We start from the raw sequence: 23,644 nt of genomic DNA, 5'->3' as shown, positions 1-23,644 counted from the left end.
CTCACATGTACACCATCCAACAGACCAGGAGCAGCGGACAGCGCACCGGCACGGGGACGCCGGTCGGGTCGGATCCGACCACGACGGTCTCACCAACCGATGCGCTGGAGCGACCGCGGCTGCTCGACCACCTCCGACGGTTCCGATGCTCCGACCGACGGCTGCTCACCATGTGGGCGCCGGGTGGCGCCGGCAAGTCCACCGCGCTCGCCGCGTGGGCCGAGGTCCTCGAGGCGGACGACGTCGTCGTGCGGTGGCTCGACGCGGACACGCTGCTGCAGGAGGACCCGCCGCCGGCCGTGCACGACGAGACCGAGCAGTGGCTGTTCCTCGACGACGTCGACCGTCTGCTCGGCGGGCTCGGTGTCCCGCCGCTCATCCGACTCATGCGCGCGTGCGGTCCCCGGACCCGCGTCGTCGTCGCCGGACGCTTCGAGCCGAGCGGGTTCGCCGCCGTCACGCAGGCGGCCGGCGGGCGGCTCGTCGTCCCGACGCAGGACCTCGCGTTCAGCGTCGAGGACACGCTGGCCCTCGCGCTCCGATTCGACCTGGTGCTGCCGGTCCAGGATGCCGAGACGCTCACCCACCGGACGGCGGGGTGGGCTGCTGGGCTCGCGCTGGCGATGCCGTACCTGCTCGAACAGCCCGACCGCGGCGCAGCGGTCCGCCACTTCGGCGGCGACCAGCACCAGGTCGCCGACTACCTGGTGGCGCGGGTCCTCGACACGCTGGACGACGACCACCGCGACGTCCTGATGCGAACGGCCGTCGGGTCCGAGGTCCCGCTCGCCCTCGCCGTCGAGCTCACCGGGCGTGCCGATGTCGGCACGGTGCTGCAGCGGCTGAGCGCCCGGAACGTGCTCGTGACCACGAGTGCCGACCAGGACGGCTTCCGGTTCCACCCGATCCTCGCCGGCTTCATGCGCGCCGAGTTCCGTCGCCGCGACGAGTGCGGCGCGGTGCGCAACCACGTCGCGGCGGCCGGGTGGTACGAGTCCAGGGGTCTGCACGTCCTCGCCCTCGAACAGGCACTGCTCACGCGCGACCAGTCGGCGGTGCGCGGGCAGCTGGAGCGATCCGGCGGTGTCCTGCTCATGCAGGGCCGCGCGGCCATCGTGGCGACGGCACTGCGCGCACTCCCGACGAGCCAGGACTCACTGGCCACGCTCACGATCCGCATCGGCATGGACGCCCCGTCGTTCCCGGACCGCATCGGCACCGAGGAACGGTTCGCCCAGGCGGCCGTGCAGCTCGCTGCCGCGACACCCGACGAAGCACGGGCCTGGCGGCCGGTGGTCGAGGCGCTCCGGTCGTTCACGGTCGAGGACCCCGACGACGCCTCGGCGCGGTTGCAGGAACTCGGCGCGTACCTGCGGCAGACGCCCGTCGAGTCGCTCGACGTCGCGCTGCTGCTCCGGGCTGCGGTCGCCTGGTGCCTCGTCGTCGCCGGCCGTCGACGCGACGCCGACCAACTGCTCCGCTCGATCCAGGCCGCCGCCGCACACGCCGAGTTCTCGTGGGTCTTCCTCATCGCCTGCGACACCGCCGCGACGCTCGCCGTCCGCACCGGCGACTGGCGGACGGCCTGTGAGTACGAGGCGCGGATGGGCGCACTGCCCTTCGACACCGCGCCGCCCTACAACCGCGCGACCGCCCGCGCCCTGCTGCTCGCGACGTCCCGCGCCTACCTGCGCTGCGAACCGGTGTCGTTCACCTCGCTGCACCGCATCGACCAGGCCGACCCGACCGGCAGCGAGCTCGGGCTGCTCTTCCAGGTGCGCGCACTGCTCCTCGTCGCGGCCATCGACGCCTCGCCCGCCCCGCGGGAGGCCCTCGCCCGCCTCGTGCAGCTCGTCCGCTTCGACGGCCGAGACCACCCGCGGGTGGTCGCCGGGGCCGCGACGCGCCTGCACGCCTGGTCGAGCACGCTCCACGGCGCACCCGCAGCGGCCGAGGTCCGCCGCATCGTCGCCGACGTCCTCGGCACCGAATCGCTCGAGGTGAACACGCTCCGGCTGCTGGCCGGCGGGCGGACCGACCACCTCGTCGAACGCGACCTGGCCGCGGCGGTCGACGGCGACGACGCGGCGTGGTCCGGGACGAGCATCGTGAACGCCCACCTCGCCCTCGCCGAGCACGCGTGCACGCAGGGCCGACCCGTCGAGGCAGCCGAGCGGGTCCGCCGCGCGCTCGCCGTCAGCGAGGAGTTCGGGTACGCCCGCGAGTTCCTCGCCTGCCGGGGTGCGGGCGCGCAGCTGGTGTTCCGGCACCACGGGTCGTACGGGGCGCTCGAGCCGTACGCCGACCACGTCCTCGCGCTGGCGGAGCACGAGCGGATCGGCGTCGGGCTGGAACGTCCGGAGGCCACGGTCCCGCTGACCCCCAAGGAGCAGGAGCTGTTGCTCGAGCTCCCGGCGCACCAGACCGTCGCCGAGATCGCGGCGAAGCACCACCTCAGCGTGAACACGATCAAGACCCACCTGCGGAGCATCTACGGCAAGCTGTCCGCCGCGGGGCGCACCGAGGCGGTGCAGGCCGCTCGTCGGCGCGGCCTGCTCTGAGGCGGTCCGGCCGGGGACCCGGCGCGCTCGGGCCGGACCTCCGAAGCGCTGCGGACACGACGGAGACCTCACCCGGATCAGGGGAACCCCGCACCGGCCCCCGCGCGGGATGATCGTGGCTCCACGACGAGCAGGAGGCCGACGATGAGCCGCTACGAGGTCCGTCTTCCCTACGCGATGTCGGAGACCCTCGTCGCCGCGTTCCCGGAGTTCTCGCTGGTGCAGATCGGCCCCGGCGAGACGCTGCTCGTCGGCGACCTGTCCGACCAGACCCAGCTGCACGGGCTGCTGGCCCGGATCGCCGACCTCGGGCTCGACATCGCCGAGCTCCGGCAGCTGCGCTGACCACCGGCGGGCACGCGCGGCCTCGGAGGCCTCGGTGGCCTCGGTGGCCTCAGCGGCCGAGTTCGGCGACGGCCGCCCGGTTGCTCGGGAAGAAGCGGCTGCTCCCGACCAGGTCGAAGTGCTCGAGGTCGGCCCGCGTCGCCGCCCGCGCCCGCGAGAAGCCGACCTCGACCCCGTTGGCGCGGGCCCAGTCGAGCGCCTCGCCCGCGACGTCCGCCGCGGTCGTGTCGATCCCGGTGACCGCGCTGCAGTCGAGCACCAGTGCGTGCACCGGGACGGCCTGGTCGCCGGGCGCGAGCACGGAGCGGACCGCCGATGCGAAGCGCTGGGCGTTGCCGAAGAAGAGCGGTCCGGAGAACCGGAGGACCACGACGCCGGGTGCCGACGAGACGCTGCCGTCTCGGGCGGCCCGGAACACGTCGACCGGCTCGCCGCTCGGCACCAGGACGTCGGCGGGCGGGTTCGCGGCGGACCGGATGACGTTGACGAGCGACAGGACGAAGGCGATCGCGACGCCGATGATCGGGCCGAGCAGCAGCACCCCGAGGAAGCAGACCGCGGCGACGGCGAACTCGAACCGTCGGAGCCGCCAGAGCCGGGCGAAGTCGCGGAGGCCCAGGAGCGGCACGACCGCGACGGCGACGATCGCGCCGATCGCCGGCGACGGGATGTCCTGGAGCAGCGCAGTGCCGAAGCAGACGACGAGCAGGGTCAGCACCGCGGCGATCAGCGACGGCAACTGGGTCCTGGACCCGCTCTGGTCCATGGCCGCCGTCCGCGACGCCGACGAACCGACCGTGAACCCGCCGGTGAGGCCGGAGCCGAGGTTCGCTGCACCGAACGCCCAGAGGTCGCGGTTCGCCCGGTCCGTGTAGTCGTGCGCCTCGGCGTACCGGCGGGCCACGAGCAGCCCCTCGGCCATCGCGACGAGGGTCAGTGCGACGGCGCTCGGGATGACCTGGAGCCACTGGTGCCACGAGATCTGCGGCCACGTCAGGGTCGGTGGTCCGGCGGGCACGTCGCCGAGCACGGCCACGCCGGCGTCGTCCAGCCGGAACACGACCAGGACGACGGTCGTCAGGACGAGCACGACGAGTGCCCACGGGATCGCTCGGAACCGACGGCCGATGACCAGCACGGTCACGGACCCGACGGACAGGCACACCGACCACACGTTGAGGTGTCCGAGGCCGGTGACGAGTTCCCCGAACCGTGGGAGGAACTCGTCACCGCTGTTCACCTTGACCCCGAGCATCTTCGCCACCTGGCTGAGCAGGATGTCGAGCGCGAGCCCGCCGACGAACCCGACCAGGATGGGCGCGGACAGGAAGTTCGCCAGGAACCCCAGCTTCAGGACGGCGCACAGGGCGAACACGACGGCGCCGACGAGTGCCTGCGCCAGTGCGAGCTGGACGTACGACGCGCTGCCCGTCGCCGCGAGCCCGGCGAGCGAGGATCCGACGAGCGCGGCCGCTGCGGCGTCCGGCGACGCCACCAGCTGCCGACTCGACGCGAGCAGGGCGAACAGCACCGCCGGCACGATCAGGGAGTACAGCCCGGCGGTCGGTGGCAGACCGGCGATCTGCGCGTACCCGATGTTCAGCGGGATGGCGATCGCTGCGAGGGTCACGCCGGAGAGTGCCTCCGTGCGCCACGAGTGACGGTCGAGCCCGGCCAGGATGCGCATCAGAACGCACCGATGCCCTTGCCGATGGTCGTCACACCGATGACGAGCAGCAGGACGGCCATGATCGTGGCGTTGTTGGCGGTGAGCCAGTCGCGCAGCGCCCCGAGTGCTCCCTGCACCCGGGTGCGGGCGACCAGGTAGCCGACGACGGGGACGGCGATGCTCAGCGAGGCGAGGACGACGAACACGACGAGCGCCCAGACGACCGACCCGGTGTCTGCGCCGCTGGTGCCGACGGTGACGCCGGCTGCCACGGCCATCATGAGGTTCTTCGGGTTGACGGCGGCGAGCAGGAAGGCCAGTCCGGCGGCGCGCACCGGTGTCATCGAGTCGATCGCGGACATCCACTTCGGGGGCGTCGCGGTGGCCCCAGGGGCCGGCCGGGCGCGCCACTGCCGGACAGCGAGCAGCACGAGCAGCGCGCCGAGCACCAGCTTCACGGCACCGGCGACGGGTTGCGATGCGTCGGGGTCATCGGCCGGGATCAGGGACGACAGCAGGGTGACGACCACGACGGCCACCGCGATGCCGACGACCCAGCCGACCAGGAACGCCGTCGCGACCGACCTGGCGCGCGGTGTGAGCAGCATCAGGATCGCGGCGATGATCGGGATCGGGCTGATCGCGATGGTCACGGCCTGCGGCAGGAGCTCGCCGATGAGCGGAGCGGTGTTCACGGGGTGCCCTTCGTTGTCGTGGTGCCGCCGGGAGCGGTCGGTGCGCGGCGTTCCGTCCGCCGAGTGGGTGGCCCGAGGCCGGTCACGTCGCCGAGGACCGGGCGCATCCACCGCGCGTCCTGGTTCGCGTCGACCAGGACCGCGCGGACCAGCAGGGTCAGCGGGATGGCGAGGACGGCACCCATCGGCCCGAGCACGGCCGACCAGAAGACGACGGACAGGAACGCGATGGTCTGGTTGAGGGAGACCGCCGACCCGACGATGTGCGGCTGCAGGCCGGACTGGATGACCCCGTTGATCACGGCGTAGACGACGATGACGACGATCGCGTTCTGCCAGCCGTTCGCGAGCAGGGCGAGGATCACCGGCGGGATGATGCCGATCCAGTACCCGATGTTCGGGATGAAGCCGGTGATGAAGGCCAGCAGACCCCAGAGCGCCGCACCGGGGACCCCGAGCAGGACCAGCGCGAGGGCGTCGAGCGCGGAGACCGCGGCGCCGAGGACGGCCGTGACGACCATGTACCGGCGGACACTGACGGTGAACCCGGTGAGTGCTTCGACGAGCTGGGGACGGACCGGCCGGAGCCGGTCGGCGATGAGTCGCCCCCACCCGGCGTCGAGGGTCATGAAGACGATCAGCGCGAGGACGACGAACAGGCCGACGCCGAGGCCGAAGACGCTGCCGACCAGGTCCGACACCGCGCCGATGACGGTACCGGGATTGAGACCCGCCAGCAGTTTCTGCACCTCCTGCTGCCCGATGCCGAGCGACGTCAACCACTGCCCGAGTTGGTCCTCCACCGCGTGCATCTGGTCGGCGTACTGCGGGAACAGCGTGGCGAACTGGGCGACCGAGACCACGAGCGCCAGCGAGAACCCCACCAGCAGGACCAGGATCACCACGATGACGACCGCCGAGGCGAGGCTCCGGGCGAAGCCGAGTCGTTCGAGGAACACCCGGGCCGGCTGGACGCAGATGGTGACGACGAGGGCGAGCGCCGTGGGAGCGATGATGCCGGCGAACCGGGAGCAGCCGACGGCGACGACGACCGCTGCGGCGAGACCGAGCATGATGCGCAGCCCGCGACCGGACCCGACCGCGGCTGTCGGCGCGGCTGCGGGCGCGGCGTCGCTCGGCATCGCCGGGTCGGCGGGTCGGTGCGGTCGGTGCGGTCGGCGCTTCCAGAGTGACATCGGGGCCTCGTCTCCCTCGCGGCCCCCGGTCCCCGGATGCCGTGCTCGGACGCTAGTGCGCTGCGGAACCGACGGGATCGTCAGTTCCGGGTGAGACCCCGGCGTCGCCGCGAGCCCCGTCCGGACGCTGGAGGACCTCGAGCACGGCGACGAGGACGAGCGCGCCGACCAGCGTCCACACGACGAGCGCCGGTTCGAGCGGGCGGCCGAGCACGATGACGGTGGCCGCACCGAGCGCGATCAGGGCGCGGATGACGACCCTGCCCCGGTACAGCTGCACCCCGACCCGTCCGGTGCCGATGCCGAGGGCGTCGCCGCGGCGGCGGAGTGCCCCGGCACCGCGGACGGCGAGGCTCCGCAGGCGTCGGGCCGTGTCGGACGAGCCGGCGAACCACGCGACGAGGGCCACGCACGCCGCGAGGACCGCGCCGGCCACGGCGGCGTGCGCGGCGAAGGCCACCACGGTGTCGTAGACGGCTCGAGCTGCGTTGCGTGGCATGAGGTCCGGCGCCAGCGCCCGCACCGCGAACACCCGTCCGATCCCGATCCCGGCGAGCGTGGCGAGCATGGCGAGGGCGACGCCGACCGCGGCGAGGGTGAGCGCCCGGGCCCGGCGTCTGGCCATGACGACGCCGACGGCGATGCAGGCGACCAGGAGCCACGGCAGCCACACAGCGGACACCTGCAGCAGGGTGTACCCGGTCTGCGCCCGGACCGCTGCGTCGGACGTCGCGATCACGATGGTCCGATCGACCGCGGGGATCCGTTCGGCGAAGGTGAGCCCCCGGTCGACGAGCCGCTCCTTGACCTCGGCGACCACCGGCCCGAGCTGGATGCCGATCGACCCGTCCGCCCCGATCGCGACCGCTGCCCGTCGGTCGCCGCTGAGCGACGCCACCATCTGGGTGTGCCCGGTGCGGAGCAGCTGCTTCCACAGCTCGGCGAACTGATCGGAAGCCACGAACCGGTCCACGGTGCCGGAGACCAGGTCCTGGATGCCGGCGGTCGCCGGTGCCTCGAGCGCCGAGAGCGCGGTCTTGGCCCGGGGTGGCAGGTCCAGCCCGCGGATGCCGTCGAAGAGCGCTCCCGTCAGCCCGGCGACGTCCAGTTGGTCCTCGATCGCGCCGACCGTGCGGTCTGCGACCAGCGTCTGGACTGCCCGGTCGCGGGCGAGCGGCGCGAACGTCGCCACGAAGGCCTCGGTCGAGGTGACCTCGCGCTGTGCCCAGGTGGTGATCACCACCACCGGTGCGAGCAGCGCCCCGACGACGATCAGTGCGGCGGACGGGATCGCCCAGCCCCACCCGCGGCGGCGGACCGTCGTGTCGTCGGAGTCCTGCCCGGCGAGCCGGATGCGCAGACGCTCGTTCTCGGCGCGGAGTGCGGCGAGTTCGTCCTCGGTGGTGGTCATGGGCTGCGGTCCTTCCCGGGAGCGGCGAACGTCAGGAGATCAGGGCGGAGACGGCCTTCTGCAGCTGCAGCACACCGATGACCAGGATGAGCGCCGCGTTCAGCACGTTGGTGTGGCCGGCGATCCAGGTGCGCAGGCGCTCGAGGATCGGTGCCGCGGCGTCCCCACGCGCGAGCACGAAGAACACCGGGACGGCGATCGGTGCGACCCCGACGGCCACGAAGGCGATCGCCACGGCGGCGCCCTGCCCGGCGGTCACCGGGGCGCCCGCGATGTCGATGCCGGCGATGATCGCGCACGAGGCGTCGACGGGGTTGACGGCGAAGATGCCGAACCCGAGTGCGAGGGAACGCGCCGGCGTGAACTCGCTGACCTTCTGCAGCCAGCCGGGGAGCTGTGGTGCGGCTGCCGCGACCTGCTCTGGCGTCGACGCCTCGGACATCTTCCGCAGGTCACGGCCGCCGCGTCGGAACACCCAGACCGCGGCGGCGATCAGCCCGAGTGCGATGACCAGCCGGACCACGGCCGTCCAGAGCGGGGTGTCGGTCCGAGGGTGGAAGTCGATCGCGGTGAACACCGCGACGGAGACCCCCACGACGACCACGGTGGCGAGCAGCCAGCCGACGAAGAACGCGAGGCCGTTGGCGCGGTACCGCCGCGAGAGCAGCTCGGCCACCAGGGCCATGATGGCCAGCGGGCTGAGCAGGATCCCGAGCGCCGGCGCGATGAGGCCGACGATGAGCGCACCCATGAGCCCGGTCCTTCCGCTGTGGTGGGTGGCGACGCGCCGCCGACGTCAGGTGTCGGCGGCGCGTCGCCGGGAGCGCACGCTCAGCGCGCGCCCGTCATGTCGTGCGCGAGCTCGTGTTCGTCGTCCGCCGACAACGAGGTCTGCACGATGGTCCCGCCGAAGCGGGAGAGCGCCGCACCGAACTTGTCCTCGGTGATCTTCGTGGCGTAGATGACGACCGCGGAACGACCGTCCGCGACGGCGCTCTTCACCCGGTCGCGGAACTCGGCGTTCAGCCCGGTCTTGTCGAGGCCGGCGAACAGCGCGCCGAGCGCACCGCCGATCACCAGTCCGAAGAACGGCACGAAGAACAGGAGCCCGAGGAGGGTGCCGAACAGGGCACCTCCGGCGGCACCGGCCCCGACGTTCCCCGCCGGACCGGGGGTCTCGACGTGCGTCTTGCCCTTGTCGTCGACGCGGACGAGCGCGAGGCCGGACAGCTCGACGACGAGGTCGCTCTGCAGCTGCTGGACTTCCTCGTAGGCGGCGACGGCACTGGCGTCGTCGTCGAACGAGATCACGATGAGGTCTGCCATGATCGTTTCCTTCCGTTGGTGGTGGTCGTCACTCGGAGTAGCGGTTGACCCGGACCGGCCCGGCGCCGTCGAGGATGCGGTGGGCGGCGTCGACTGTCGCGCCGTCACCGTGCACGATGACGAGGTACCGGTCGGCCTTCAAGTCGTCCTCGTACTGCGGGATCTCGTCCTCGGGGACGGCCAGGCCGATGAGTGCGCCGAGACCCGCACCGATGCCGGCACCGACGAGCGTGCTGGCCAGCCACCCGGCGGCAGCGACCCACCCGATGCCGGGGAGCCAGACGAACCCGAGCAGCAGCCAACCGGTGAGCGCGCCCCACAGGGCGCCCCACAGGGCGCCCCACCCGCCGAACGTGCCGGCCTCGTTGCCGACCGGGATCCAGCCGTGCACCTTCTTGTCGTCCCTGACGCCCTTGCCGACGATCGAGACGACGTCGTCGCCGTACCCGGCGTCCTTGAGCGCCTTGGCGGCACCGAGGGCCTCGTCACTCGTGGCGAAGACACCGACGGTCGAGTCGGTGGCGGTGGTCGTGGTGGCCATGGGGTTCCCTTTCCTCGTGGTTGTCGAACGGTCGTGCTGCAGGTGGTCGGTGTCCGTCACCCGCCGATGAGGCGCTGCTTGGCGGCGGCGAACTCGTCGTCGGACAGGAGGCCCTGCTGCCGGAGCCGGCCGAGTCGCTCGAGCTCGCTCAGCAGGTCGGGAGCGACGGGGACGTCCGCCACGGAGCGTTCCGCCGCGGCGCGTTCCGCCGCGGCGCGTTCCGCTGCGGCGCGTTCCGCTGCCACCCGCTCCTCTGCGGCGCGGTCCTCCGCCGCACGCTCCTCGTGCCCGCGCACCGCACCGCCGACCGCCGACGCGGTCCCGGCCACGACCGCGGTCCGTGCAGCGAGCCCGAGCAGTCCGGGTCGGCCGAATCGTCGGAACGGCATGGTGTCTCCTAACCGATGTGCGCCGAGGCGGCGAGGTCGTTGAGTTCCGGTGCGGGGACGCGTGCGCTCCAGAGCAGCTGGCCCCCGCTGTCGGCGAACCGCTCCGCCAGGTCCTTGGCCCAGAGCTGCTCGATCACGACGATCGCGGCCGAGGTCCCGGGCGCGAGCGTGTCCGCGACCTGGTCGACGTCGTCGTTGGCGGCCAGGCCGCGGGCTTCGAGGGCGACCGAGCCCGATGTGCCGGTCCTGGTCACGTCGTCGAGCTCGCGGACGTGGACGGTGCCGTCCTCGGCCCGGCTGATGAGCAGCAGGTCGAGGACCCGGACCGTCTCGGCGTCCGTCAGGTCGACGAGCGCGCCGAGCACGGCGTCGTCGGGCAGCTCGCCCCGGAACGAGACGACGAACACCTCGGCCGGGCCGTACGTGAAGGTGGTCACGGTGCCTCCCCTGTGGTCATGGCACCAGGTGTAGCCGCGGCGGAACCGGTCGGGCACCACCCTGAGCGGGTGATCTGGCACGCCTCCGCAGATCACCCGGGGCGGGTGATGCACCGCCGGCACCGGTCGTCGATCGTTGCGTCCATGAACCCCGTGACAGCACGACCCGCGGTGACACCGTGAGCATCGGCGGTGGGATCTTCCTGCTCGTCGTCGGCGCGATCATGGCGTTCGCGTTCGACTTCACGGTCGTCGGCATCGACATCCAGCTCATCGGCTACATCCTGATGGTCGCCGGCTTCCTGGTCCTCGTGCTGGGGATCGTCCTCCGGCTCCGGCCGCGCCGTGCCACGACGAGCGTCGTCGCCGAGATCGACCCCGTGACCGGACAGCGTGTCGTCCGCCGGGTCGACGAGGACGACCGAGGGGTCTGACCGGCACCGTGCTCGCCGTGATCGGCCAGCTGCTGCCCCTCGCCATCGCCGGTGCGCTGAGCTCCGTCCCCATCGCCGCGGTGCTCACCCTGCTGCTCGGTGGTCGCGGCCTCGGTCCGGCCGTCCTGTTCGCCGTCGGCTCGGTGACCGGGGTCTTCGTCGTCACGGTCGCCGCGACCGCGCTGCTCGGCCGTGTCCTCGTGGTGGACCTGCCGGCGACGGCGTCACCGGGCCTCGGCCTGGGCGAATGCCTGCTCGGGGTCGTCGCGGTCCTCGCCGCGGGGGTCGTGTTCCGGCGCCCCGCCGCAGCGGGACCGAGCCGGACGAGCGCACTCCTGACGGCGGCAGTCGGCACCGTCCGACCCGCCGTCGCGCTCGCAGTGGGGGCGGCGCTCGCGCTGCGCCCGAAGGCCCTGCTGCTGGCGTCCGGCGTCGGCATCGTGCTCGCCCCGGCTGAGCTGCCGGCGGTGCCGTCGACCGTCCTCGTCGGGGCGAGCACCCTGCTGATGACGGCCACGGTGACGGGGCCGATCGTCTTCGCGCTGGTCGGCGGGGAACCGGCCCGCGCGGACCTGGAGCGGTTCCGCACCTGGCTGCGGCACAACTCGCGCGCCGTGACCGTCGTCGTCCTCGTGCTCGTCGGCGCGGTCCTGGTCGGCGACGGCCTCGGACGGCTCTGACGCCCCACGCACGAGCCGTCGGGCGACCGACGACGACGACCGACCGCCGACCGACGACCGACGACGACCGACCGACGACCGACCGCCGACTCGCTACTCCCGCGCCGCCAGCGCCGTCTGCCGCGGCAGCTCCCCGAACTCCTGCCGGTAGCTCCCCGCGAACCGGCCCAGGTGCGCGAACCCCGTCGCCCGGGCGATCTCGGCGACGCTGCGGTCGTCGCCGGCCTCGAGCTGCTCCCGGGCGAGCAGGAGCCGGATCCGACGCAGGTACATCGTCGGCGTGATGCCGTGGTGCCGCTGGAACGCCGCCTGCACGCCGCGGACGCTCAGACCCGCGGCCTCGGCGACGTCGTTGACGGTGATCTGCTCGGTCGCGTGGTCGAGCAGGAACGTCTCGGCACGGGCGAAACGCGCGGTCGACGCCATCACCGCCTCGTGCTGCCCCACCGGCCAGTGCGGGATCGCGGTCAGCAAGCCGCCGGCCGCGAACCGGGCGAGCTCCCGCTCCCGCTCGAGCGGCACGTCCGTCGGACCCTGCAGGACCTCCTGCGCGACCGACCGGACCATGAGCCACCAGGCGGCGAGCGGCGCCCCCTCTGGCACGTGTCGGGGACGGAACTCCAGCGGACCCGGCGCCCAGTCACCGCGCTCGGCGGCGACCTGCTCGACGATCGACCGGTCGATGCGCAGCACGTCGTGCTGGAAGTCCACCCACCGGAACCGCTGCGGGTCCTGTCGGTAGAGCACGGGGCGGCCGATCTGCACCGGGTTGTCGTCGACCTGCGCCGAACCGGCCTTCACCCAGACGATCATCATCGCCCGCCCGGGCTCGACCGCGCCGCTCAGGGCACCCGTGCACCGCGTCGACTCGAGGGAGAGCAGGGCGGTGCCCCGCACTCGCTCCTCGAAGACGAAGCCCTCTCCGGTCGCCTCCACGGTGAGTCCGTGGGTCACGTGGGTCACCGACAGCGCCTCGGCCGCGACCGACGGCTCGTCTGTCCTGATCTCCCGCTGCGTGCGGTGCATCATCTCGGGCACGTGATGATCCTCGCGACATGTCGGCATCCGCGCAACGCACGACGCGCCGGGTTTCCTGGACGACGACCAGCATCCGCGCGTTTGACTGATGCGACATGAAGTACATCCAGTACGACCGCTCCACGTTCCTGACGAGCGACGACGTCGCCGACGCCGTGATCGAGTACGCCGCGGCGCTCGCCGGCGGCAGTCGCGCCGACGCGATCGCGGTCCCGACGGTGGCGGAGGACGGCACGATGACGACCACGAAGATCCTCATCGGCCCGTCGAGCGAGATCGTCGTCGCCGACGCGGACGAGGACGAGCTCGAGGTCGAGAACGGTGAGTTCGTGGAACGCCTGCGTGCTGCAGCGCGGACGTTCGACCACCCTGAGACGATCCACGCCGACACCCGCTCGGACCTGACGGGCGACGGACCGGTCGCCTGACCGCAGCGCAGTCGGAGCGACACGCACCGCGCGCACCGCGCTCACCGCGCGCACCGCGCTCACCGCCCGAGGTCGGTCGGGAACCTGCTGGCGTCGACCGCCAGGACCGCCTCGGTCCGCCGGCGCATCTCGGCCAGGAATGCCCCACCCTCGGGTTCCAGGTCGTCGTCCGGCGCCGGCTCCAGGGCGACTGCCACCGCTGGTGCGAGGAGCAGCTCCACCGTGCTGGCCGCACCGAAGTCGTCGGTCGTCGGGACCGACACGACGTCGCTCAACCGGCTCTGGTGCAGGGCGGCCGCGTACCGGATCACCGCGTCGGCGACCGTGTCACCGGTCAGGACCCGGACGGTCCCCGCGTAGTTGACGTACTTCATCGGTGCTCCCTCGTGACGAGGGGCATCCGCCGCGGTGACGGTTCCCTGATCCTGCTGGACAGTAGGCCGTGGTCGCCGCGCGCGTCACAGACACCGAGGCCGACGCCGACGCCGAGGGGTCTGTCCACTCCGCGCTGTCGCTCGGGATCCCGCTGGTAGCAACGAGGTGCGCGCCGCCTCCCGTGCGGCGCGGGAAGGAAGCGACTCTTGACCGAGATCACCGCCCACCACGGGCTCTTCAAGGACACGAACCTGCACGTCGACGACACCGGCGGCTCCGGCCGCACCGTCGTCCTGATCCACGGCTGGCCGCTGTCCGGCGAGTCCTGGAGCAAGCAGGTCCCGGCGTTCGTCGACGCCGGACACCGCGTCGTCACCTACGACCGTCGCGGCTTCGGTCGCAGCGACAAGCCGAAGACCGGCTACGACTACGACCACCTCACCGAGGACCTGCACACGATCCTCACCGAGCTCGACCTGCAGGACGTCACCCTCGTCGGCTTCTCGATGGGCGGCGGCGAGGTCGCCCGCTACTTCTCGAAGTACGGCACCGAGCGGCTGCACAGCGTCGTCTTCGCCTCGGCCGTGCCGCCGTACCTGCTGCAGACGTCGGACAACCCGGACGGCCCGCTGCCGAAGGAGCAGGCGGCCGAGATGACCGCGGGCCTGACGAAGGACGAGGACGCGTTCTACGACCAGTTCACGACCGATTTCTTCTCGGTGGACGGCACCCTGGTCGTCTCCGAGGAGGACCGGCAGCAGGCCCTCACGCTCGCGAAGCAGGCGTCGAAGACCGCCGCGCTCGAGGCGATGGCGTCCTTCGCGAACACCGACTTCCGTGACGACCTGCCGAAGGTCACCGTGCCGACGCTCGTCATCCACGGTGACGGCGACGCGACCGTGCCGTTCGACGGCTCGGGTGCCCGCACGCACGCCGCGATCGCCGGCTCCGAGCTGCACGTCGTGTCCGGCGGCCCGCACGGCGTCAACGTCAGCCACCCGGACGAGTGGAACCGCGTGGTGCTGGCGTTCCTCGCGAAGTAGCGCGGAGACAGGTCGGACGGGAGGCCCGTGGCGGGTCCGCCACGGGCCTGCCGTCCGCCCTGTGCGCAGGTCCAGGGCCCCACTCAGGCCGCGGGAGCCACCAGACCGGCGCGCCGGCGCAGGTCGAGCGCGGCCGCGACGAGCTCGCGGGTACGCGGGTGCGCGTCCGCGTCGAACAGCCGCTCCGCGGGGCCCACGTCGACGACACGACCGCCGTCGAAGACCGCGATGCGGTCGGCGACCCGGCGCACGACGGCGAGGTCGTGCGAGATGAACACGCAGGTCGTGCCGGTGGTGCGCTGCAGGTCCAGCACCAGGTCGAGGATCCGCGCCTGCACCGAGACGTCGAGAGCCGACGTGGGTTCGTCGCACACCACCAGCGGCACCGGTCCGGCGAACGCCCGGGCGATGGCCACGCGCTGCTTCTGCCCGCCGGACAGCTGGGCCGGCCGGCGGTCGAGGACGTCGGCGGGCAGCCCGACCCGCGCCGCGAGCTGCTCGGCGGTGCCGTCGCCGTGCAGCAGCCGGATCGCCCGTCCCAGCACCTGTCGGACCGTCCGTCGCGGGTTGAGCGAGGCGTCCGCGTTCTGGAACACGACCTGCACGGGTGGGGTGCCGGTCGGCGTCCGGTCGCCGGCGTCCAGCGCGATCGTGCCGTCGTGTCGGACCAGTCCGGCGAGTGCTCGGCCGAAGGTCGTCTTGCCGGAACCGGACTCCCCAACGACGCCCAGCACCTCACCGCGGCGCAGCTCGAGGTCGATGCCGTCGAGGGCGACGGCGCCGTCGTACTCCTTGCGGAGGCCCCTGATCGTCGCCAACACGTCGTGCTGCGCGGTCTCGGCGGTCGTCCCCGTCGTTCCCGCCTTGCCTGCCGTTCCCGCCTTGCCCGTCGTGATGTCGGGAAGGGCGTCGACGAGCTGCTTCGTGTACGGCTCCGTGGGGTGGAGCAGCACCTGGGTCGCGGGGCCCTCCTCGACGAGCACCCCGTGGCGGAGCACCCCTACCCGGCCGCAGTGCGCCGCGACCAGCGGCAGGTTGTGGCTGATGAGCAGAGTCGCGAAGCCGATCTCGGTCCGGAGCTCGTCGATGAGCGCCATGATGCCCGCCTCGACCGTGCTGTCCAGGCCGGTCGTCGGTTCGTCGAGCACGAGCAGGCGCGGACGGGCCACCAGGGCCATCGCGATCGCGACGCGCTGCTGCTGACCGCCGGACAGCTCGTGCGGGTACCGGACCCCGATCGTCGTCGGCGAGGGCAGCCCGACCCGCGTGAACGCCTCGATCGTCGCGGTGTCCGCAGCCGCGCGGCCGGAGCCCGTGGCGCGCAGGACCTCGGCGACCTGGCGTCCGACCGTCATCGTCGGGTTGAGGGCGAGGCCGGGTTCCTGGTGGACGACCGCCACGACGTCGCGCCGGAACCGCCGGAGGCGCTCACCGCCCAGGGACGCGACGTCGACGCCGTCGACGACCAGCGCCGACGACCCGACGGCGGCGTCCGGGCCGAGCGACGCCGTCAGCGTGCCGGCCACGGTGCTCTTGCCGGAGCCGGACTCGCCCACGAGCCCGTACGAGCCACCGGGCTCGATCACGAACGCGACGTCGTCGACCACCCGGGTGCCGCGGTACGACACGGTGAGCCCCTCGACGCGGACCAGTGCGTCGGTCGTGCCGGTGGTGGTCCGGGGCTGCTCGCTCGTGCCGGTCTGCTCGGTCACTCGGAGACCTCCTTGAGGTTGTCGGCGATCAGGTTCGCGGACACGACGATCGACGCCACGGCGACACCCGGGAACACGACCGTCCACCACGCGGCCTGCAGGTAGGCGCGGTTCGCGTTGATGTCGAGCCCCCAGTCGGCGGCCGGTGGTTGCGAACCGAGCCCGAGGAACGACAGCGACGCGGTGATGAAGATCGCGGCACCGAGGCTCAGGACCGCCTGGATCACGAAGACCCCGATCACGTTCGGCAGCAACTCGGTGACCATCGCCCGGACGGCGCTCTCGCCCTGCAGCCGTGCGGCCTGGACGTAGGACTTGCCCATCTCGACGAGCACCGCGGCCCGGACGATCCGCGCGATGCCCGGCGCGAAGAGCACGCCGACGATGAGCACGAGCGCGGGCGTCGACACCCCGAACGCACCGACGAGCACGACCAGGAAGATCAGGCTGGGCAACGCGAGCAGCACGTCGAAGAACCGCATCAGGGCGGTGTCGACCCAGCCGCGGTGGTAGCCGGCGAGCAGGCCCAGGGTGCCGCCGACGACGGTCGCCAGCGCCGCGCCGAACGGGCCGATGACGAGCGCCGGCCGGGCCCCGGCGGCGACGCGGGCGAAGACGTCACGGCCGAGCGAGTCGGTGCCGAACCAGTGCGCAGCGCTCGGCGCCTGCAGGAGCTCGCCGGTGCGGGCGAAGGGCTGCAGGCCGAGCAGGTGCCAGCCCACGGCCAGGACGACCCACCAGAGCAGGATCGCCACGGAGACCAGGAACGTGGGACGCCGGAGGAGTCCGCGCCACCCGCGGCGGGTGACCCGTACGGTGCCCGTGGTGGTCGACGCCGACGGACGACCGGCGAGGGCGTCGGTCTCGACGGCGCCGGGGACGACGGCGGTCATGCGGTGGCCACCCGTTCGAAGCGGATCCGGGGATCGACCACCACGAACAGGTCGGTGAGCAGGAGCGCGCCGAGCGAGAGCGCCCCGGCGAGCATCACCCCGCTCTCGAGCAGCAAGGCGTCCTTGCGCTCGGCGGCCGACACGAGCAGCGCGCCGAGGCCCGGGTAGGAGAACAGGGTCTCGACGATGACGCTGCCGCCGAGCAGGGTGCCGAGGTAGATGCCGAGCACCGAGAACGTCGGGATGAGCGCGTTGCGGACGACGTGCCGGCGGACGACCTGGCCGGTGGTCAGGCCCTTGAGCACGGCGGTGCGGTGGAACTGCGACCGGATCGTCTCGATCGTCCCCGCACGCACCATCCGGGTCAGGACGGCGAGGTACGCCAGGGCGAGCACCACGGCGGGCAGCGTGAGCACCCGGAGCCGCTCGCCGAACCCGGCGTCGAGCGCACCGGACGCCTGCACGGGCACCACCCGCAGCCAGACCGCGAAGACGAGCAGCAGCACGATCCCGACGACGAACTCCGGCACCGCCGAGATCGTCAGCAGCCCGACCGTGACGGCACGGTCGGAGCGGCGACCCTGCCGGTACGCCTGCACGGCGCCGAGCGTGATCGCGACCGGCACCATGATGACGAACGCGTACGCGCCGAGCAGCAGGGAGTTGCCGAGGCGGCCGAGCACCAGGTCGCGGACCGGCTCGGAGTAGACGAAGCTCGTGCCCCAGTCCCCCGTGACGAACCCGCCGATCCAGTGCAGGTACCGGCTGACGAGGGACCCGTCGAGCCCGTGGTCGACGTTCCACGCGCGCACCTGCGCCGCCGTCGCGTACTGCCCGAGGGCGTTCCGGCCCGGGTCCCCCGGCACGACCTGGACGAGCCAGAACGTCAGGACGGAGACCACGACCAGGACGAGCGGGATCTGGACGACCCGTTGCCCGACCAGGGTCAGCAGACGACGGCGGCGCGCGGTGCTCATGACGCGGTGACCCCGATGCCCCGGAAGTCGAACCCGCCCGGGAAGTCCTGCCCCGACCGGAAGGTGCCCGTGACGCGCTTCTGCAGCAGGATGCTGCTCGACGCGAACGCGGGGACGATCACGGGCAGGTCGGTCCACTCGATCTCGGCGATCTGGTTCGCCAGGTCCTGCCGCTCCGACTCGTCGGTCGTCGACTCGTACCGGTCGGTCAGCTGCTCGAGCTCCGGGCTCGAGTACTTCGAGGCGTTCCAGACGGCGCCGTCGCGGTAGATCAGGTCGACGTACTGCGCGGGCAGGCGCTGCGCCCAGTTGGTGATCGTCACCGGGGCGTTCAGCCACGGGGTGTCGTCGCCGTCGGCGTAGTACTGCGCGCTCGTCAGCACCTTGAGGGTGACGTCGAACCCGCCGACCGCCTCGAGCTGCTGCTGCACCACCTGGGCGAGGGCCTTCTCGGCGTCGAGCGTCGTGATCTCGAACGAGACCGTCCTGCCGCCGAGCAGGTCCGCGACCTTCGCCTTGTCCTGCTCGCGCTGCTCGAGTCCCTTCGGCTGGATCGCCGAACTCGGGAAGAACGTGGTGTCGTTGCCGACCTCGGCTGCTCCGCCGTAGACCGTCTTGACGATCTCCTCGCGGTCGAGCGCGAGGGCGAAGGCCTCACGGACCTTCGGGTCGTCGAAGGGCGCCTTGGTGACGTCGAGGAAGATGCCGTCGAACTTGTTGAAGTACGGTTCGGTCTCGGTGTAGTCCGAGGCCTGCAGTGTCGACGTCGCGGTGGGGCTGGCGGCGATCTGGTCGATCTCCCCGCTCTGGAACGCGAGCAGCTGGGCCTGGTCGTCGGCGTAGAACTTCACGTCGACCTGCTGCAGCTCCACGTCCTTCGCGTCCCAGTAGTCCGGGTTCTTCGTGAACGTGGCGCCCTGGCCGGCCGAGTACTTCGTCAGCACGAACTGTCCGGCGCCGACGGGCTGCTTGGCCCAGTTCGCGCCGGCGTCGAAGCCGGCCGGCTGGATGGTCGTGTTCGAGCCCGTGAGCAGGTAGGGGAAGTCGGCGTACGGTTTGGCGAGCGTGAAGTCGATGGTCGAGGCACCGTCGGCGGCGACCGACTGCAGGATGCCGTCGAAGCTCGACTTGCCGGGCGACTGGCTGTCCTTGCCGATGATCGAGTCGAACGTCGCGACGACGTCCTTGCTCGTGAGCGCGGCACCGTCGGAGAACTGCAGGTCGTCGCGGAGCTGCACCGTCCAGGTGCGTCCGTCGGACGACGCCTTCCACGAGTCGGCCAGACGGCCCTCGAGCTTGCCCTTCGCGTCCTGGCTGAGCAGGCCCTCGGACGCCAACCCCACGATGAACATCGCGTTGTAGTCCGAGGTGGTGAGCGGGTTGATCGTGCTGTCGGGCTCCTGGAGTCCGAGCGTGTAGGTGCCGGTGTCCGAGGACGATCCGGGCGAGGCGTCGCCGCCGGACGAGCACGCGGCGAGCGTGAGGGCGAGGGCGGACGCGGTGGCCGCGAGGGCGAGGCGCTTGAGGCGACGCCGCCGCGACGTGAGGTCGACGGTCACGGATGACTCCTAGGGGTTCGGGTTGCAGGGGTGCGGTGCTGGGAGGGGTGGTGCGGTCAGCGGTGCGCGCGGTCCGGCACCCGGGGGTGTCCGAAGCGCTCGCGCAGGGTGAGGTCGTCGTACGCCGTGGCGGTCCGGCCGCGGCGCTGCAGTTCCGGCACGACGTGGTCGACGAACCGGTCGATCCCGCCGGGCAGGTACGGGAACTGCACGATGAAGCCGTCGGCGCCACCGTCGTCGGCGAGCTCCTCGAACCGGTCGGCGATCTCCGGTCCGGTGCCCGTCAGCAGGCTGCGGCGGTACGACCACGCGTAGACGTCGCGGGGCGTCGCGGGGCCGTCGGCGAGCAGCCGGTCGACCGCGGGCTTCGGCGAGCGGGTCTCGTTCGAGGTGTCGAACTCCTCGGCGTAGTCGAACGGCACGTCGACGTCGCGGCCGGACAGGTCCTGCCCGATCTGGTGCGACACGTCCTCGAGGATGAGAGCGTCCGGCGTCAGGGCGAGGATCGCGTCCGCCTCGGCTCGGGCGTCGGCGGCGGTCTCCCCCACGACCGGCATCACCGACGGCATGATCTTCACCGCGTCGGCGGAGCGGCCGTGCCGGACGGCGCGGGCGCGCAGGTCGTCGACGAAGCGTCGGACGTCCGCGGTGGAGCCACCACGGGTGAACACCGCGTCGGCCGTGTCGGCGGCGAGTTCCAGCCCGGACTCGGACCCGCCGGCCTGGAACAGCAGCGGGTGGCCCTGCGGCGGCCGGGCGATGTTGAGCGGCCCGCGCACCCGGAAGAACTCGCCCTCGTGGTCGAGACGGTGCAGGCCGTCGCGGCGCGCGAAGACCCCGGACGACGGGTCGGCCACGATCGCGTCGTCGTCCCAGCTGTCCAGCAGCCCGTTCACGACGTCGACGAACTCGCGACCGCGCTCGTACCGCCGGGAGTGGTCGATGTGGGCGTCACCACCGAAGTTGCGAGCCTCTTCGTCGTAGCGGCTCGTGACGAGGTTCCACGCGGCTCGCCCACGGCTGAGGTGGTCGAGCGAGGCGAGGGTCCTGGCCACGTGGTACGGCTCGTTGTAGGTCGTCGACACGGTCGCGGCGAGGCCGATCCGCGACGTCACCTGGGACAGCGCGGCGAGCAGCGTGAACGGTTCGGGCCGCAGCGCACCGTAGTGGTCGACGCCCGACGGGTACCGGTCCCAGAAGTACAGGCCGTCGGCGAGGAAGAGCGTGTCGAAGACCCCGCGCTCGGCGGTCTGCGCGATGTGGCGGTGGTGCCGGATGCTCAGGTGCTCGGCGGGGCGCGAGGACGGGTGCCGCCACCCGGTGACGTGCGCGCCGCCCGGGTGGAAGGCGAAGGCGCCCAGCAGGATGCGGTCGCTCATGCGGACGCCTCCTGGTCGACAGCCGCGGGCGCGGGCGCGGCTGCCGAACCGTCGTACCGGCTCGCCGGTCGCGCCAGCCCGAGGTGCTCCCGCAGGGTGTCGCCGCGGTACGTGCGGTCGTACACGCCACGACGTTCGAGCTCCGGCACGACCTGGTCGACGAACCGGTCGACGCTCACCGGGATCGACGAGAACGCGAGCATGTAGCCGTCGGCGGCGTCCTGCTGGTAGCGCTCGGTCAGCCAGTCGGCGATCTGCTCGGGCGTGCCCGGCAGGAACCGACGGCGCAGGATCGTCCGGTAGACCTCGCGCAGCGTGGTGGCCTCGGCGGCGATGCGGCGGATCGACTCGTAGACGGACTTCGACTGGTTGATCGCCGTCTCGTCGAAGACGTGCTCGAACGGTGCGTCGAGCGGCCGGTCGGACAGGTCGGTCTGCAGGTAGTGGGACAGCAGGTCGAGCGAGACGCGGTCCGGTGTCAGTTCCTCGATCTCGTCGAGCTGCCGCAGCGCGTCGGCCTCGGTGTCGCCGATCACCGGCGACACCGCCGGCAGGATCAGCATCGACGACGCGTCACGTCCGTGCTCGACGGCGCGGCGCTTGTAGTCGGCGTACAGGGCCTGCGCGTCGGCGAGGTCGTCCTGCCAGAGGGTGAAGACGCCCTCGGCCTTCGCCCCGGCCAGCGCGCGGCCGGCCTCGGACGCCCCGGCCTGGAACAGCACCGGGTGGGCCTGCGGCGGCCGGGCGATGTTGAGCGGCCCGCGCACGCGGAAGAACTCGCCCTCGTGGTCGAGCACGTGCAGTCCGTCGCGCTTCGCGAAGTACCCGGACTCCTGGTCGTACAGGAACGCGTCGTCGTCCCAGCTGTCCCAGAGGCCCTGCACAACGTCGACGAACTCGGCACCCCGGCGGTAGCGGACGGCGTGGTCGAGGTTCGCGTCGCGACCGAAGTTCCAGGCCTCTTCGTCCGAGGCGCTCGTGACGAGGTTCCAGGCGGCCCGGCCCTCGCTGAGGTGGTCGATCGACGCCAGCTTCCGGGCCACGTGGTACGGCTCGTTGTAGGTGGTCGAGACCGTCGCGGCGAGCCCGATGTGCTCGGTCCGCTGCGACAGGGCACCGAGCAGGGTGAAGGGCTCGGTGCGGATGTTCACGGCGTGGTCGATGCCCGATGCGAAGCGGTCCCACACGTACAGCTCGTCGGCGATGAACAGCGTCGCGAACCCACCGCGCTCGAGCGTCTGCGCGAACCGGACGTAGTACTCGACGTCCAGGTAGGCGTTCGGTTCGCTGCCCGGCAGGCGCCAGCTCGTGACGTGCTCGCCGCCGGGGTAGAACACCATCCCGCCGAGCACCAGGCCGCCGTCGCGGGTCATGCCGTCACCGCCTCGTGGGCCAGGACGGCGCCGAGCTGCGGGGCCACCTGCTCGGCGAACAGCGCGAGGGCGTCCGTCCGTGCACCGACGTCGGAGTAGCCGTCGTCGACCTGCACGTTGAGCTGCGTCGCGTACCGGGAGTACGGCTTCGACGCGATCGACTCCGCGATGTCGTCGGCCGTGCCGTAGTGCAGGTTGAGCGACGCGGCCTTCTCGGCCAGGGTCGTCGCCGGCGGCAGGAACGACTCGCCCCACGCGTACTTCGCCTCGATGCCCGCACGCGCCTCGCGCAGCGCGGTCTCGCGGTCCGGGGCCGGGTAGATCGCCGTCGAGAGCGCGACGCGGGGAACAGCGCCGTCCGGCAGTGCGGCGTGGTAGGCGTCCGCGGTGACCTCGGCCGGCACGGTCTGCGTGGTGCCGATCAGCACCCCGTGCCCCCGACGGGCGGCGATGGCGGCGCTCTCGGCGCTGAGCGTGGCGTCCCAGATCCGGTCGAGCAGCCCGCTGCCGTCCGGGTTCAGGCGTGCGGTCCCCGTGCCGAGTGACGCACCACGCAGCGCGTCGAGCAGCCGTGCGAGCTGCTCGTCGAACGCGGCACGACGGGTGTCGTGGTCGGCCCCGACCAGACCGGGTGCGAAGACGTCGAGGGTCTCCGGGCCGCCACCGTTGGCGACGCCGAGTTCCACGCGTCCGTCGCTGATCGCGTCGAGGACGGCGGCGTCCTCGGCGACCCGAACCGGGTCCTCGTGCGGCAGCGTGACCGCTCCGAGCCCGAGCCGCAGGGTGGACGTCCGCTCGGCGAGGGCCGCGAAGAACACGAACGGTGACGGCAGTCCGCCGCGCGCCGGTGCGTCGTCGTGTCGGAAGTGGAACTGGCGGACCCAGGCCCCGTCGTACCCGAGGCGTTCCGCCGCGGTGAAGAGCTCGAGCTCCTCGCGGTAGGCCCGGGTCGCCGGCGGCGCCTCGGTGCCGTGCGAGAACACCGCGATCCGCAACGGCACCGTGGCCGCGCGGGCGGTGCGTTCGACGTGCGTCATGCAACACTCCCTCGTCAGTGGAGCGATGCAAACACGAGCGAGCGACGCGCACGAGCGTCGACGTAACGGGACGCAGTGATTCGTCACGGAACGTAGGAGAGCGCGCACCGCGCGGAACAGGAGCATCATCGCCGCCCTTGTGCCCG

General features: G+C 72.3%; 24 protein-coding genes. 6 read left to right on the top strand and 18 right to left on the bottom strand.

Translation table 11 applies throughout. The features are described 5' to 3' along the window. Positions 1-5 precede the first annotated feature (5 nt). On the top strand, positions 6-2,561 hold the full coding sequence (locus EDF53_RS05525) for a LuxR C-terminal-related transcriptional regulator (RefSeq protein WP_123292623.1): 2,556 nt from the start codon (positions 6-8) through the stop codon (positions 2,559-2,561). Positions 2,562-2,705: 144 nt separating this feature from the next. Then, positions 2,706-2,906 (top strand): hypothetical protein, encoded by a 201-nt coding sequence (locus EDF53_RS05520; protein ID WP_123292622.1) that lies wholly within the window; start codon positions 2,706-2,708, stop codon positions 2,904-2,906. Between the two features lie 49 nt (positions 2,907-2,955). Here EDF53_RS05520 and EDF53_RS05515 read toward each other — a convergent pair whose 3' ends face one another. From EDF53_RS05515 to EDF53_RS05475, 9 genes are all read right to left on the bottom strand, one after another. Next, positions 2,956-4,593 (bottom strand): SulP family inorganic anion transporter, encoded by a 1,638-nt coding sequence (locus tag EDF53_RS05515; RefSeq protein ID WP_260215220.1) that lies wholly within the window; start codon positions 4,591-4,593, stop codon positions 2,956-2,958. Next, positions 4,593-5,270: a GAP family protein gene (locus EDF53_RS05510; RefSeq protein ID WP_123292621.1), complete on the bottom strand. Its 678-nt coding sequence runs from the start codon at positions 5,268-5,270 to the stop codon at positions 4,593-4,595. Before EDF53_RS05510 ends, EDF53_RS05515 begins: the two co-directional genes overlap by 1 nt. Then, entirely contained in the window at positions 5,267-6,466 is a 1,200-nt protein-coding gene (locus tag EDF53_RS05505; RefSeq protein WP_123292620.1) for an AI-2E family transporter, read from the bottom strand. The genes EDF53_RS05510 and EDF53_RS05505 overlap by 4 nt, the downstream gene beginning before the upstream one ends. 52 nt (positions 6,467-6,518) lie before the next feature. Continuing rightward, the gene (locus EDF53_RS05500; protein WP_123292619.1) at positions 6,519-7,877 is read right to left on the bottom strand and encodes a hypothetical protein; all 1,359 of its coding nucleotides are present in this window, start codon (positions 7,875-7,877) and stop codon (positions 6,519-6,521) included. Positions 7,878-7,908: 31 nt separating this feature from the next. Next, positions 7,909-8,628, bottom strand: coding sequence for a GAP family protein (locus EDF53_RS05495; RefSeq protein ID WP_123292618.1), 720 nt, complete (start codon positions 8,626-8,628; stop codon positions 7,909-7,911). Between the two features lie 80 nt (positions 8,629-8,708). Continuing rightward, positions 8,709-9,203, bottom strand: a complete 495-nt coding sequence (locus EDF53_RS05490) for a DUF1269 domain-containing protein (protein WP_123292617.1) — start codon at positions 9,201-9,203, stop codon at positions 8,709-8,711. A 28-nt stretch (positions 9,204-9,231) separates the two neighbouring features. Continuing rightward, positions 9,232-9,744, bottom strand: coding sequence for a general stress protein (locus EDF53_RS05485; protein ID WP_123292616.1), 513 nt, complete (start codon positions 9,742-9,744; stop codon positions 9,232-9,234). A 56-nt stretch (positions 9,745-9,800) separates the two neighbouring features. Further along, complete coding sequence (locus EDF53_RS05480) at positions 9,801-10,133, bottom strand: SHOCT domain-containing protein (RefSeq protein WP_123292615.1); 333 nt, start codon at positions 10,131-10,133, stop codon at positions 9,801-9,803. Positions 10,134-10,141: 8 nt separating this feature from the next. After that, positions 10,142-10,570: a DUF6325 family protein gene (locus EDF53_RS05475; protein ID WP_123292614.1), complete on the bottom strand. Its 429-nt coding sequence runs from the start codon at positions 10,568-10,570 to the stop codon at positions 10,142-10,144. A 179-nt stretch (positions 10,571-10,749) separates the two neighbouring features. Between EDF53_RS05475 and EDF53_RS05470 the strand changes: the two genes are divergently transcribed. After that, positions 10,750-11,004 (top strand): DUF6458 family protein, encoded by a 255-nt coding sequence (locus tag EDF53_RS05470; RefSeq protein WP_123292613.1) that lies wholly within the window; start codon positions 10,750-10,752, stop codon positions 11,002-11,004. A gap of 17 nt (positions 11,005-11,021) precedes the next feature. Further along, positions 11,022-11,684, top strand: coding sequence for a GAP family protein (locus EDF53_RS05465; protein WP_185020954.1), 663 nt, complete (start codon positions 11,022-11,024; stop codon positions 11,682-11,684). A gap of 93 nt (positions 11,685-11,777) precedes the next feature. Here EDF53_RS05465 and EDF53_RS05460 read toward each other — a convergent pair whose 3' ends face one another. Beyond that, positions 11,778-12,713, bottom strand: a complete 936-nt coding sequence (locus EDF53_RS05460) for an AraC family transcriptional regulator (protein WP_260215232.1) — start codon at positions 12,711-12,713, stop codon at positions 11,778-11,780. Positions 12,714-12,817: 104 nt separating this feature from the next. On the opposite strand from EDF53_RS05460, the gene EDF53_RS05455 reads away from it, so the two are divergent. Beyond that, positions 12,818-13,150 (top strand): hypothetical protein, encoded by a 333-nt coding sequence (locus tag EDF53_RS05455; protein ID WP_123292610.1) that lies wholly within the window; start codon positions 12,818-12,820, stop codon positions 13,148-13,150. Positions 13,151-13,209: 59 nt separating this feature from the next. Here the strand turns inward: EDF53_RS05455 and EDF53_RS05450 are convergent, their stop codons facing one another. After that, positions 13,210-13,524, bottom strand: coding sequence for a hypothetical protein (locus EDF53_RS05450; protein ID WP_123292609.1), 315 nt, complete (start codon positions 13,522-13,524; stop codon positions 13,210-13,212). A gap of 207 nt (positions 13,525-13,731) precedes the next feature. Between EDF53_RS05450 and EDF53_RS05445 the strand changes: the two genes are divergently transcribed. Then, positions 13,732-14,568 carry an alpha/beta fold hydrolase gene (locus EDF53_RS05445; RefSeq protein ID WP_123292608.1) on the top strand — a complete coding sequence of 279 codons (837 nt, stop codon included), beginning with the start codon at positions 13,732-13,734 and terminating at the stop codon, positions 14,566-14,568. Positions 14,569-14,651: 83 nt separating this feature from the next. Here the strand turns inward: EDF53_RS05445 and EDF53_RS05440 are convergent, their stop codons facing one another. Genes EDF53_RS05440 through EDF53_RS05410 form a run of 7 tightly spaced genes read right to left on the bottom strand, consistent with a single transcriptional unit; the run spans position 14,652 to position 23,498 of the window. After that, positions 14,652-16,280, bottom strand: coding sequence for an ABC transporter ATP-binding protein (locus EDF53_RS05440; RefSeq protein WP_185020953.1), 1,629 nt, complete (start codon positions 16,278-16,280; stop codon positions 14,652-14,654). Continuing rightward, on the bottom strand, positions 16,277-17,173 hold the full coding sequence (locus EDF53_RS05435) for an ABC transporter permease (RefSeq protein WP_123292847.1): 897 nt from the start codon (positions 17,171-17,173) through the stop codon (positions 16,277-16,279). The genes EDF53_RS05440 and EDF53_RS05435 overlap by 4 nt, the downstream gene beginning before the upstream one ends. Beyond that, positions 17,170-18,150: an ABC transporter permease gene (locus EDF53_RS05430; protein ID WP_123292606.1), complete on the bottom strand. Its 981-nt coding sequence runs from the start codon at positions 18,148-18,150 to the stop codon at positions 17,170-17,172. Before EDF53_RS05430 ends, EDF53_RS05435 begins: the two co-directional genes overlap by 4 nt. Further along, positions 18,147-19,709: an ABC transporter substrate-binding protein gene (locus tag EDF53_RS05425; RefSeq protein WP_123292605.1), complete on the bottom strand. Its 1,563-nt coding sequence runs from the start codon at positions 19,707-19,709 to the stop codon at positions 18,147-18,149. Before EDF53_RS05425 ends, EDF53_RS05430 begins: the two co-directional genes overlap by 4 nt. A 56-nt stretch (positions 19,710-19,765) precedes the next feature. Continuing rightward, the gene (locus tag EDF53_RS05420) at positions 19,766-21,088 is read right to left on the bottom strand and encodes an NtaA/DmoA family FMN-dependent monooxygenase (RefSeq protein ID WP_123292604.1); all 1,323 of its coding nucleotides are present in this window, start codon (positions 21,086-21,088) and stop codon (positions 19,766-19,768) included. Then, entirely contained in the window at positions 21,085-22,461 is a 1,377-nt protein-coding gene (locus EDF53_RS05415; protein ID WP_123292603.1) for an LLM class flavin-dependent oxidoreductase, read from the bottom strand. Before EDF53_RS05415 ends, EDF53_RS05420 begins: the two co-directional genes overlap by 4 nt. Further along, positions 22,458-23,498 (bottom strand): LLM class flavin-dependent oxidoreductase, encoded by a 1,041-nt coding sequence (locus EDF53_RS05410; RefSeq protein ID WP_159573002.1) that lies wholly within the window; start codon positions 23,496-23,498, stop codon positions 22,458-22,460. Before EDF53_RS05410 ends, EDF53_RS05415 begins: the two co-directional genes overlap by 4 nt. Between the last annotated feature and the right edge of the window lie 146 nt (positions 23,499-23,644).

Source organism: Curtobacterium sp. PhB78 (genome assembly GCF_003751685.1).
Taxonomy (GTDB): domain Bacteria; phylum Actinomycetota; class Actinomycetes; order Actinomycetales; family Microbacteriaceae; genus Curtobacterium.
Note: the sequence above shows the minus strand (reverse complement) of the source record. Positions and strands in the feature narration are given on the sequence as shown.